Source organism: Actinospineispora eucalypti (genome assembly GCF_039543365.1).
Taxonomy (GTDB): Bacteria; Actinomycetota; Actinomycetes; order Mycobacteriales; family Pseudonocardiaceae; genus Pseudonocardia; species Pseudonocardia eucalypti.
Genome location: NZ_BAABJP010000001.1, coordinates 286,938 through 298,587 on the forward strand (window position 1 = coordinate 286,938; position 11,650 = coordinate 298,587).

Here is an 11,650-nt window from a genome sequence, read left to right on the forward strand (position 1 = left end):
TCTCTCGCCCTGTCAACGTAGCGGACCCGGATCGGAGTTCCGGACGTACAGGCGGACGTTAAGCCTTGCCCAAAACCCACGATCGTTACGCGCTCGAGCTGAATTCCGGGCGGCAGAGTGGCACGATTCGGGGAATTCGCGGCATCGAGGCCGTAGCACTGTCCGGAGGGGACGTCACATGTTCAAGGCATCTACCCGGGGGCTGGGTGCGGCGGCGGCGGTCGCCGCGCTGGTCCTGCTCGCCGGCTGCGGCGCGGGCGGTTCCGGGGCACCCAGCGGTTCCGGGACTTCCGGCGATGCCGCCGGCGGGGCGGTGGACATCCCGGCGGTGGCCAAGGACGACGCGCTGGCCAAGCTGGTGCCCCAGGAGATCGCGGCGGACGGCAAGATCGCGGTGGGCACCAACGCGTACTACCCGCCGAACGAGTTCTTCGACACCGACAACCGCACGGTGATCGGCATGGACGCCGACCTGGCCCGCGCGGTCGGGCAGAAGCTGGGCGTCCCGGTGGAGTTCCAGAACACCACGTTCGACGGGATCATCCCGGGCCTGACCGCCGGCAAGTTCGAGTTCGGGATCTCCTCGTTCTTCATCAACCCGGAGCGGGTGGCCACCGTTGACATGGTCAGCTACCTGAACGTGGGAACCCGGATGGGCGGGCTGAAGGGCAACCCCGAGGGCCTCACCGTGGAGACGCTGTGCGGGAAGGCGGTGGGCGTGCAGAAGGGCACCGCCCAGGTCGAGGAGCTGGACAAGCGCAGCCAGAAGTGCACCGCCGAGGGCAAGCCGGCGATCAACATCACCCAGCTGCAGGAGCAGACCGAGGTGAACGTGGCGCTGACCTCGAAGCGGGTGTCCGCGATGCTGGCCGACTCGCCGGTCATCTACTACGCCACCAAGGTGACCAACGGCGCGGTCGAGCCGATCGGGCCGACCTACGACAACACCCAGTACGGCATCGTCCTGGCCAAGAACAAGGGCCAGTTCGGCGAGGCCATCCAGGGCGCGCTGCGGGCGCTGGTCGCGGACGGCACCTACGCCAAGATCCTGGAGAAGTGGAACCAGGCCGAGGGCGCCATCCCGGCCCCCGAGCTGAAGCGCTGATCCGGCCATGAGCACGTCCACCGTGGGCGCCTCCGTGCCCGATCAGCAGCCCGAAGCGATCAAGGCGGTCCCGGTAAGGCACTACGGCCGGTGGGTGTTTGCCGTCGTGCTGGCTGTGCTCGCCGCGATGCTGGTGAACACGCTGGTCACCAACCCCCGGTTCGGCTGGCCGACGGTCGGCGAGTACGTGCTCTCCGAGCCGATCCTGGCCGGGCTGAAGAACACCCTGATCCTGACCGTGCTGGCCATGGTCATCGCCGTGGTCGGCGGGCTGATCCTGGCGATCATGCGGCTGTCCCCGAACCCGATGCTCAAGGGCGCGGCGTCCGGGTACATCTGGTTCTTCCGGGGCACCCCCGTGCTCACCCAGCTGATTTTCTGGAACTTCCTGGCCGCGCTGTTCCCCACCCTGGGCCTGGGCATCCCGTTCGGGCCGGAGTTCGTCACCTTCGACACCAACCAGCTGATCGTCCAGTTCACCGCGTGCCTGCTGGGCCTGGGCCTGAACGAGGCCGCGTACATGGCCGAAATCGTGCGCAGCGGCATCCAGTCGGTCGACCACGGGCAGACCGAGGCGGCCGGCGCGCTGGGCATGTCCCGCACCCAGACGCTGCGCCGGATCGTGCTGCCGCAGGCCATGCGGGTGATCATCCCGCCGACCGGCAACGAGACCATCGCCATGCTCAAGACGACTTCGCTGGTCGTGGTGATCGGCTACTACGAGCTGCAGACGGCGGCGCAGTCCATCTACTCACGGAACTTCCAGACCATTCCGCTGCTGATCGTGGCGGCGCTGTGGTACCTGCTGATGACGTCGATCCTCACCGTCGGGCAGTCGTACCTGGAGCGGTACTACGGCCGGGGGGCGACCCGCGTCGAGCACACCGCGCTGCGCACCCGATGGCTGGGCATCGGCGGACCGAAGGGCGGGGGCGTATGAGCGAGCCTGGTGTGCCGATGGTGAAGGCCGAGCAGGTGTGCAAGAACTTCGGCTCCAACCGCGTGCTGCGCGGGATCAGCCTGGAGGTGCAGCCGCGCGAGGTGATGTGCATCATCGGGCCGTCCGGGTCCGGCAAGTCCACCTTCCTGCGCTGCATCAACCACCTGGACAAGGTGAGCGCGGGGCGCCTGTACGTGGACGGCGAGCTGGTCGGCTACCGCGAACACGGCGGGAAGCTGCACGAGCTGCGGGAGTCGGAGGTGGCCAAGCGGCGCCGGGACATCGGCATGGTGTTCCAGCGGTTCAACCTGTTCCCGCACCGCACGGCGGCGGAGAACATCATGGAAGCGCCGATGACCGTGCGCCGGACGTCTCGTGCGGACGCCCGGGCGCAGGCCGCCGAGCTTCTCGAGGGCGTCGGGCTGGGCGACAAGCTGGACCACTACCCGGCCGAGCTGTCCGGAGGGCAGCAGCAGCGGGTGGCCATCGCCCGCGCGCTGGCCATGAAGCCGAAGCTGATGCTGTTCGACGAGCCGACCTCCGCGCTGGACCCGGAGCTGGTCGGCGACGTGCTCGGCGTGATGCGCCAGCTGGCCGAGGACGGCATGACCATGGTCGTGGTGACCCACGAGATGGGCTTCGCCCGGGAGGTCGGCGACTCGCTGGTGTTCATGGACGGCGGCGTGGTGGTGGAGACCGGCAAGCCCCGGGACGTCATCACCGAGCCCCGCCACCAGCGGACCCAGACCTTTCTCTCCAAAGTGCTCTGAACTCGCTCATACCTTGCTACGCTTTTCGGTATGAGCACGACCGAACGCGTCACCGTGTCGCTGCCGGACGAGGTCCGGCAGGCGGCGCAGCGGATCGCCGCCGAGCGCGGGGTCTCGTTCTCCTCGCTGGTCAGTGAGGCGCTGGTGAGCTGGATGCGCGGCCGGTTGGTGGACACCTGGCTGGCCGAGTACCAGGCCGAGCACGGCGCCTTCAGCGAGGAGGAGCTGCGCGCGCTGGCCGAGGAGTCCGGCGTGCCGTACCTGCCGCCGGGCCGCGCCGCCGAGCCGGCCGCGTGAACCTGGTGCTGGACGCCGGGGCGTTGATCGCCCTGGAGCGCCGTGACCGGAAGGTCGCCGGGCTTATCGAGCTGGCTCGCCGGGCCGATGCCGGCCTGGTGACCAGTGCGCCGGTCTTGGGCCAGGTCTGGCGGCACGGCGGTCGACAGGTCGCGCTGGCCAGGTTGATGCCGTTGCTGGACGTGCGGGCCGCCGGCATCGCGGAGGCGCGTGCGGCCGGTCGCCTGCTGGGACGCAGCGACACCGCCGACGTGGTCGACGCGCTGCTCGCGCTGGTCGCCGTGCCGGGTGACCAGATCCTCACCGGTGACCCGGACGACCTGCGCCTACTCGCCGAGTCGCGGGAGATCCCGGTGACCGTCGTCGCGGTGTAGCGCGCATGGTGTGATCTGCGCCATACTGGTCGCGGGTGACCACTGATGAGCATGTTGCATCCCAGGCCCGGACCGCACCCGGTGCACACCGTCCACCGGGTGAGCGCCCTCGTGCTCGGCGCCTTCCTGTGCGTGTTCGGCGTGCTCGGCTTCGCGCGGGGGCAGCCGTTCTTCTCCACCGAGGGCTCGGTGGTGCTCGGGCTCTCCTCGAACGGCCTGCTGGCGGCGATATCCGTGCTGGTCGGGTTGGTCCTGATCGGCTCGGCGGCGCTCGGCGGGAACGCCGCGTCCACGATCTCGCTGGTGATCGGCGGGCTGTTCGTGCTGTCCGGGATGGCGAACAGCATGGTGTTGGGGACCGACCTGAACGTGCTGGCGTTCCGCATGCCGAACATCCTGTTCAGCCTGGCGGTCGGCGCGGTGCTGCTGATCACCGGCGGGTGGGGGCGGCTGACCGGCGGGCTGCCGGATGACAACCCGTACCACGCCGACCCGGTGCCTTCACCGGAGACGGAGGCCGAGCAGGACCACTGGCCCGCCGCCCTGTCGGCCGAGCTGGCCGAGGCCGAGCGGGCGTACGCCCTGCACTACGCCACACCCGAGCAGCTACGCCGCCTGGACCTGGTCCACCGCTACCGCTCGCCCGCCGACCGCCGCCGCATCTGGCAAGACTCCGCCCCGCCCCAACCCCCTGATTCAGTCACTCCAGCACCTTGATTCAGTGACTCTGGCACCTTGATTCAGTGCCTCTGGCACCTTGATTCAGTGACTCTGGCACCTTGATTCAGTGACTCTGGCACCTTGATTCAGTCACTCTGGCAGCCTGCTTCGGTCACCCTGGCCCTGCTGAAGGCACTGAATCACCCTGCTAAAGGCACTGAATCAGGGTGCCAGAGGCACTGAATCAAGGTGCCGAAGGCACTGAATCAGGGTGGGGTTGGGGTTAGCGGCCTAGGAGGAAGAACTCGGGGTTGGGGCGGAGGGCCGTTAGGTGGGCTAGGCGGTTGGACATGGCGAAGAGGGCGGTGATCGCGCCTACGTCCCAGATCTCCTCGGCGGTGAGGCCGGCCTCGCGGGCCGCTTCCAGGTCGTCTTCGCGCAGCGTGGCCGAGTCGGTGGCGATCTGCAGCGCCAGGTCCACGATGGCCCGTTCCCTCGGTGGCAGGTCGGCGCCGTAGGGGTTGGCCGCGACCACGTCGGGCAGCTCGGGGTCCTTGGCCCGGATCCGCAGGATCGCGCCGTGCGCCACCACGCAGTAGGTGCAGTGGTTGGCCCCCGAGGTGGCCACCACGATCAGCTCCCGCTCGGCGGCCGACAGCGTCGGACCGTCGTCGGCCGGCGTCATCAGGGCGTCGTGGTAGTCCATGAATGCGCGCAGCTCGGCCGGACGGCGGGCCAGCGCGCGGAACACATTCGGCACGAAACCCGTCTTCTCGACGATCTTCTCGATGCGTTCTCGCAGGTCATCCGGCAGGTCGGCGGGCTCGACCGTGCCGAACCGGCTGGCCGGGCGGGCGGGCGCGGTATCACTCATGCAGACCAACGTATCTGCTCGCGTCCGGCGGGCGACCGCGGAATCATGAACGCATGGGGGAAACCGCGGAAACCAGGGTCGAGGCGAAGGCCTACCAACCCGTGCTGTCCCGGTGGTGCGCCGAGCGCGTGCCGGCCGCCGCGCGGCATTCGCGGCAGGTGGCGTACACCATCCACGAGGGCGTGGTGACGATCGTGGACCGCCGCCCGCCGACCTTCCCCGAGCTCACCTCCGCGTGGACCCGCACCCCGATCGCCCAGCTGCGACTGGACACCGAGGGTCAGTGGCACGCCTACCGCCGCGCCGGCGACCGCTGGGAGCCCTACGCCCCCCACCCGACCGGCCCACTGGAGGACCTGCTGACCGAGATCGCCGCCGACCCCCGCTTCTGGCGCTAACGGCGAGCGGGGCTGGGGACTAGCTGGCCGAGGAGTGGATGGTCTCCTGGGTGGGGATCTCGCGCTGCGCGGGTACCACCGGCATGGCGGGTTCCGTCGGTTCGGCCGGCTTTGACTGGTCGTCCGCCGCGACGATGACCGGGACACCGGCCCGGCGCAGCGCGTCCAGCACGGTCTCCGGCGGGGTGGCGGGGTTGGGTGGTTCGGTGGAGGCGAAACCGCCGGCCACCGCGAGGACGCGGGGGGCGGCGGCGGCCACCAGGAGGTGCTCCATGCCCAGTGCGCCGGCGTCCAGCAGGACGACCAGGTCGGCGGTGTCCGCCTCGGGCAGGGCGCCGAGCAGCGCGTCCGTCTCCATGAACCGGACGGTGCCCGGGCTGCGCCGTTCCTCGGCCGCCTGGGCCCACCGCCGGGCCAGCCCGGGAGCGCGCTCGCGCAGCCGGTCCAGCAGCTCCACCATCCGCCGCTGATCGACCCGCTCGCGCAGTGCGGCGGCCAACCGGGGCAGCGCCTCCCGGTACTTGGGCAGGCTGTGCTGGCGCAACGCGCGGACCAGCGCGTCCACCTCGGGGCCGGTCGGGCCGGGGGTCGCCCGGACCATCCCGTCGGCCAGCGCGGATAGCTGGTTGCGGGCGTCGGTGAGCCGCTCGGTGTCGCTGCACTCGACGATCGTGCGGGCCACCGTCTCGATGCTGGCCATGTCGGCCAGCGCCATCACCCGCACCGGGCTGGCCGGGTGGGCGAACTGCACCTCGCGGCGCAGCTCCTCGGCCTTCAGGCCGGCGTCCTTGATCCGGACCAGCTGCTTGTGCAGCGCGTCCACCGTCGGCACGTCGGTGGGCGGCGGCACGCCGAGCTTCCCGCCCAAGTCGCCGACCTCGCGCATGGCCTTGACCAGCTCGATGAAGGTGAGCGCCTGGCGGATCACCGAGGCGTCCTGCACCGGGGCTTCCAGGCGCAGCTTGCCCAGCACCGGCTCCACCGCGCGCTGCCGGGCGGACCGGAAGTAGCTGCGGGAGCGGCCGCCGGAGTCCAGGAAGTTGGCGTAGTCGCGGAGCAGTTCCTGCTCCTCGTCGGAGATCTCCCCGGTGACCGCCATCTGGTCCCCGGCGTCGCGCAGCTTGTCGGCGGTCTGCACCACGTCGGCGGTGCGCCGCAGCAGGTTGGTCAGTGCGGTCCGGCCGGAGCCGAACACCACCCCGGACAGCGCCTCCCGGCTCCACGGGGTGTCCTCGTCGTCCTCGGCGTCGACCGCGTCCAGCGCGGTCACGCAGCGGGTTGCGGCCGTGCGCAGGGTCGATAATCGGGGCGGCTCGAGGGAGCCGACCAGCTCCGGCACCAGCATCGCCGGGCCGACGGTCTCCGGGGTCTCCGCCGCGTCGGCCGCCGGGCCGCACTCACCACCGGCCTCCCGGCACAGCCGGGCGACCTCCTCGGTGGACGGCAGCTGCTCCGATTCGGGCAGCGCCTGCTCCAGCCGGGCCCGGCGGGCCGGGGTGGCGGTGATGAGCAGGCTGCGCAGTTCCCGCTGCTCCGAGTCGGACAGCGGGAGCGCCTCGTCGAGGCACAGGTCGGCGGCGGTGTCCGGTAGCGCCCGGCGCACCAGGCGCAGCGTCTCCGCGTCGGTTCCGCTGACCAGCACCCGCTTGCCGTCCATGAGCACGGCTTCCAGGGTGCGGGCCAGGCCGGCCGGCGTGGCGATGTCCAGCAGCGCGCACGGGTAGCGGCGCACCACCTCGACGATCAGCTCGGGGTCATCGGTCAGGGCTTCCACGCTCGCCGATACCTCGCCTCCGGAGTCACTCGGTCGGGCGAGCACCTCGGACAGCCGGTAGAGGCCGATCGGCGTGCGCCCGTTCTCCCGGCGGCGACCGATCTCGGCAACGGCCTTCGCCGGTGCACCCTCGTTCGCCGTACGTGCGGCCAGCACACCGACCAGTTCTTCGGTCGGATCGGTGGGGGAGCCAGCCTGCCGCGAAGACTCCGCGGCGCCCAGATCCAACACTCGTCACCTCCACGGGCAGGTTCTGGAGACTCTAGGGCCCCGACAGCGGTCACATAATGTATCGGCAAACCGCCCGGATCGTTCCGCTGTCTGGAGGAATATCTGCGGGATCGGTGACTCTCCGCGATTCTCGGTAGGTCCGTGTGGGTCCTCGGTCGCCGCGCGAGCGCCCATTCGGACCAGCCGCTCCTCCGCCGGACGTGGCAATTCGGCCGTTTATCCGGAGCATTCAGCGGGTACTCGTTTGATATAATACGAAGGGCACTCCGTGAGCGGCATAACACCAGCGTTCAACGGAGTTTGTTAGGCCGAACGGGGTCAGCAGCAGCGCGCGCCGGGGCGGGCCGACTGCTCGGCCCGCCACCGCTCGAACTCCCGCCGGCCCATCGTCGGCTCGCCGGGATGCGCCCGTTGCTGGTGCTCCAGGTACCGCTCGTACCCGGACTCCCCGGTGAGCTCGCGCAGGTACCAGAGCACCCCGCGCAGCCCTCGGAGCACCTCGCCGGCCAGCCGCCTCACGGCGCCGGCTCCCGGTCGCCCGTGCCGCCGGAGCCGCCCGGTGCATCCGGCCCCTCGGCGCTCGAGGAACTCGGCCCGCCGACCAGGGCCGGCTCACCCCGGCCGGACCAGCCGGTCGGCGTGGGGATCTTGGACTCCACGAACGGGGCCTCCGAGCTGGACAGCGGGGCGGGGGCCCGCAACGCCCCGACCCAGATCCGCGCGGCGTCCAGGATGACGATCACGATCAGCGCCGCGAACAGGATGGACAGCACCCCGTCCACGGTGGAGTTGGTGACCACCCGCTCCATGTCGGCCAGGCTCTTCGCCGGGGCCAGCACCTGCCCCTGCTCCAGTGCGGCGGCGAAGCGCTCCCGCTGGGCGAAGAAGCCCAGCTTGGGGTCGGCCGAGAAGATCTTCTGCCAGCTGGCGGTCAGGGTCACCGCCGCGTCCCAGGCCAGCGGGATCCCGGTCACCCAGGCCCACTTGGCCTTGCCGTTCTTGATCAGGATCGTGGTGCACACGGTGAGTGCCACGGCGGCCAGCAGCTGGTTGGCGATGCCGAACAGCGGGAACAGCTGGTTGATGCCGCCCAGCGGGTCGGTCACGCCGGCGTAGAGGAAGTAGCCCCAGGCCAGCACGACCACCGCGCTGGTGGCGTAGAGGCCGGGCTTCCAGGAGACGTTGCGCAGCGGCTTGTAGACGTTGCCCAGGGTGTCCTGGAGCATGAACCGGCCGACCCGGGTGCCCGCGTCCACCGTGGTGAGGATGAACAGGGCCTCGAACATGATGGCGAAGTGGTACCAGAACGCCTTCAGCGCGGCGCCGCCGAACACGGCGGAGAAGATCTCCGACATGCCCATGGCGAACGTGGGCGCACCGCCCGTGCGGGCGACCAGCGTCTGCTCCTCGACCGAGGCGGCGGCCGCCGACAGGGCCTCCGGGGTGATCGAGAAGCCGAGGTTGTTCACGGCGGTCGAAGCGGTCTGCACCGTGTTCCCCAGCAGGCCGGCCGGCGCGTTCATCGCGTAGTACAGGCCGGGCTCGATGATGCAGGCCGCGATCAGCGCCATGATCGCCACGAACGACTCCATCAGCATGGCGCCGTAGCCGATCACCCGGACCTGGGATTCCTTCTGGATCATCTTCGGCGTGGTGCCCGACGAGATCAGCGCATGGAACCCGGACAGCGCGCCACAGGCGATGGTGATGAACACGAACGGGAACAGCGCGCCGGAGAACACCGGGCCGGTGCCGGAGGAGGCGAACTTGGTGATCGCCTCGGTCTGCATGACCGGCGCGGCCAGCAGCACGCTGATGCCGAGCAGCGCGATGGTGCCGATCTTCATGAAGGTGGACAGGTAGTCGCGCGGGGCCAGCAGCATCCACACCGGCAGCACCGAGGCGGCGAAGCCGTAGATCACCAGCCAGATCACCAGCGCCCTCGGGGACAGGGTGAACATGGGCGCCAGCGCGGACTCGGCCACCCAGCCGCCGGCGACGATCGCCACCAGCAGCAGCGCCACGCCGATCACGCTGGTCTCCAGCACCTTGCCCGGCCGGAAGACCCGCAGGTAGAAGCCCATCAGCAGGGCGATCGGGATGGTCATCGCGATGGAGAAGGTGCCCCACGGGGACTTGGCCAGCGCGCCGACCACGACCAGCGCCAGCACCGCCAGCAGAATGATCATGATGGCGAACACCGCGACCAGCGCGGCGATGCCGCCGATCGGGCCGATCTCGTCGCGGGCCATCTGACCCAGCGAGCGGCCGTCCCGCCGCATGGAGAAGAACAGCACCACCATGTCCTGCACCGCGCCGGCGAAAATCACGCCGGCGACGATCCAGATGGTCCCGGGCAGGTACCCCATCTGCGCGGCCAGCACCGGGCCGACCAGCGGGCCGGCGCCGGCGATCGCGGCGAAGTGGTGGCCGAACAGCACCCGGCGGTCCGTGGTGTGGTAGTCGATGCCGTTGTCCAGGCGCTCCGCCGGAGTGGCCCGGCGGTCGTCCACCTGCAGCACCTTGCGGGTGATGAACCGGGCGTAGAACCGGTAGCCGATGGCGTACGAGCCGAGTGCCGCCGCCAGCAGCCAGATGGCGGAGATCTTCTCGCCCCGGGACAGCGCGAGCACTCCCCATCCGACCGCGCCGACCAGGGCCACGGCGGTCCAGATCAGGATCGAGCGCACGTTGATGCTTCGCGTCTTTGCGACCGTCATCATCCCGAGCCCCTCCAAAGGGTGATTCCGATGGAGTGCAGTCTCTCTCTTTCTGTCGGTCAAGGCGATCACAAGTAGATAACCGGTTTGATCAACATTAAATCGGCACAAAGCTGGCGTCGTCTTTCACCAGCGAAAACCGGTCGATGGGCGGCCCGGGCGCGGACTACACTCGGCCGCGCGCACCGGCCCCGACCAGGGGGGCCGGCGTCAACGGGGACGGGCGGCGCACCGATGTACTTCGCCGAAGCGGTCACGATGGCCTTCCGGGCGTTGCGGACGAACCGGTTGCGCTCGGCGCTGACCACCCTCGGCATCGTGATCGGTGTGTCGGCGGTGATCCTGCTGGTCGGCCTGGGCACCGGCATGCGCAACGGGTTCAACGAGGCCTTCGGCGCCTACGCCCGGGTCATCACGCTGACCAAGGTCCAGGGCTCGGTCCCCGGAGGCGGCCAGCCCAGGGACCTGCGCGACGCGGACGTGACGGCGTTGCAGGACCGGCAGGCGGCGCCGGACATCTCCGCCGTCGAGCCGCAGCTGAGCGGCCGCACCATCATCTCGGCCGGCGCCGGCAGCCAGATCACCGCCATAGTCCAGGGCGTCGGGCCGAACTTCCTCACCGTGGCCAAGCGGGACATCGTCCTCGGGCGCATGTTCACCCCGACCGAGGCTCAGGACCGGGAGCGGGTCGCGCTGATCGGGCCGGAGGTGGTCAGGGACCTGTTCGGCGGCGACAACGCCAAGGCGCTCGGTTCGGTGGTGCGGATCGACCGGGGATCCTTCGAGGTCATCGGCATCCTCAAGTCGGCCGGCGAGTTCGACAACGTGGCGCTCATGCCGCTCAGCGCCGCGCGCTCGTACCTGCTCGGCGGGGCGGACAAGGTCACGTACGTCATGGTCCAGGCGGCCACCGTCCCGCAGGTGCCGGCGGCGCTCGAGCAGGTCGAGCGGATCATGGACCAGCGGCACAACATCGCCGACCCGGGGAAGCGCGACTACGAGACCGAGGCGCTGCAGAAACAGCTGGACGAGATCAACACGTTCATGGGCTTCCTGAACGCCTTCACCGTGGCGGTCGCCGCCATCTCACTGCTGGTCGGGGCCATCGGGGTCGCCAACATCATGCTGGTCTCGGTCACCGAGCGCACGCGGGAGATCGGCATCCGCAAGGCGCTCGGCGCGCCGAGGGCCGCGATCATGAAGCAGTTCCTGATCGAGTCGGTCGTGCTGGCCGGGATGGGCGGACTGGCCGGCGTCACCGTCGGGGTGAGCCTGGTCCTCGCCAGCCAGGAGATCATGCGCCGGGCGGCTCCGGACTTCGGCACGCCGGAGCTGTCCTGGGTCGCCGTGGTGGTGGCGTTCACGGTGAGCATGGTGATCGGGCTGGTGGCCGGCGGGTACCCGGCCTACCGGGCGGCCACGCTGCGGCCGGTCCAGGCGCTGCGTTACGAATGAAGCTGCGTTACGAATGAACGAGCGCGGGCGGAGTTGGTCAGGCCCCGCCCGC

The 11,650-nt window shown here is 70.1% G+C and carries 12 protein-coding genes; 8 read left to right on the forward strand and 4 right to left on the reverse strand.

Annotation, left to right across the window (positions count from 1 at the left end):
* The first annotated feature begins 178 nt into the window (after positions 1-178).
* From ABEB12_RS01365 to ABEB12_RS01390, 6 genes are read left to right on the forward strand one after another with little or no spacing between them, the layout of a single operon-like run.
* Positions 179-1,105, forward strand: a complete 927-nt coding sequence (locus ABEB12_RS01365) for a transporter substrate-binding domain-containing protein (protein ID WP_185058553.1) — start codon at positions 179-181, stop codon at positions 1,103-1,105.
* A 7-nt stretch (positions 1,106-1,112) separates the two neighbouring features.
* The gene (locus ABEB12_RS01370) at positions 1,113-2,045 is read left to right on the forward strand and encodes an ABC transporter permease subunit (RefSeq protein WP_185058554.1); all 933 of its coding nucleotides are present in this window, start codon (positions 1,113-1,115) and stop codon (positions 2,043-2,045) included.
* The gene (locus ABEB12_RS01375; RefSeq protein ID WP_425572182.1) at positions 2,042-2,815 is read left to right on the forward strand and encodes an amino acid ABC transporter ATP-binding protein; all 774 of its coding nucleotides are present in this window, start codon (positions 2,042-2,044) and stop codon (positions 2,813-2,815) included. The genes ABEB12_RS01370 and ABEB12_RS01375 overlap by 4 nt, the downstream gene beginning before the upstream one ends.
* A gap of 30 nt (positions 2,816-2,845) precedes the next feature.
* On the forward strand, positions 2,846-3,112 hold the full coding sequence (locus ABEB12_RS01380; protein ID WP_185058555.1) for a ribbon-helix-helix domain-containing protein: 267 nt from the start codon (positions 2,846-2,848) through the stop codon (positions 3,110-3,112).
* Complete coding sequence (locus tag ABEB12_RS01385; protein ID WP_185058556.1) at positions 3,109-3,486, forward strand: twitching motility protein PilT; 378 nt, start codon at positions 3,109-3,111, stop codon at positions 3,484-3,486. The genes ABEB12_RS01380 and ABEB12_RS01385 overlap by 4 nt, the downstream gene beginning before the upstream one ends.
* Positions 3,487-3,531: 45 nt before the next feature.
* Complete coding sequence (locus ABEB12_RS01390) at positions 3,532-4,203, forward strand: DUF4383 domain-containing protein (RefSeq protein WP_185058557.1); 672 nt, start codon at positions 3,532-3,534, stop codon at positions 4,201-4,203.
* Between the two features lie 226 nt (positions 4,204-4,429).
* Here ABEB12_RS01390 and ABEB12_RS01395 read toward each other — a convergent pair whose 3' ends face one another.
* Entirely contained in the window at positions 4,430-5,020 is a 591-nt protein-coding gene (locus tag ABEB12_RS01395) for a peroxidase-related enzyme (RefSeq protein ID WP_185058558.1), read from the reverse strand.
* Positions 5,021-5,073: 53 nt separating this feature from the next.
* On the opposite strand from ABEB12_RS01395, the gene ABEB12_RS01400 reads away from it, so the two are divergent.
* Positions 5,074-5,418, forward strand: coding sequence for a DUF3024 domain-containing protein (locus ABEB12_RS01400; protein WP_185058559.1), 345 nt, complete (start codon positions 5,074-5,076; stop codon positions 5,416-5,418).
* 19 nt (positions 5,419-5,437) lie between these two features.
* Here the strand turns inward: ABEB12_RS01400 and ABEB12_RS01405 are convergent, their stop codons facing one another.
* From ABEB12_RS01405 to ABEB12_RS01415, 3 genes are all read right to left on the reverse strand, one after another.
* Entirely contained in the window at positions 5,438-7,420 is a 1,983-nt protein-coding gene (locus ABEB12_RS01405; RefSeq protein ID WP_185058560.1) for a hypothetical protein, read from the reverse strand.
* A 321-nt stretch (positions 7,421-7,741) separates the two neighbouring features.
* Positions 7,742-7,942 (reverse strand): YbdD/YjiX family protein, encoded by a 201-nt coding sequence (locus ABEB12_RS01410; protein WP_345702470.1) that lies wholly within the window; start codon positions 7,940-7,942, stop codon positions 7,742-7,744.
* Positions 7,939-10,146, reverse strand: a complete 2,208-nt coding sequence (locus ABEB12_RS01415) for a carbon starvation CstA family protein (RefSeq protein ID WP_345702471.1) — start codon at positions 10,144-10,146, stop codon at positions 7,939-7,941. Before ABEB12_RS01415 ends, ABEB12_RS01410 begins: the two co-directional genes overlap by 4 nt.
* Before the next feature lie 231 nt (positions 10,147-10,377).
* On the opposite strand from ABEB12_RS01415, the gene ABEB12_RS01420 reads away from it, so the two are divergent.
* Entirely contained in the window at positions 10,378-11,598 is a 1,221-nt protein-coding gene (locus tag ABEB12_RS01420; RefSeq protein ID WP_185058561.1) for an ABC transporter permease, read from the forward strand.
* Positions 11,599-11,650 lie beyond the last annotated feature (52 nt).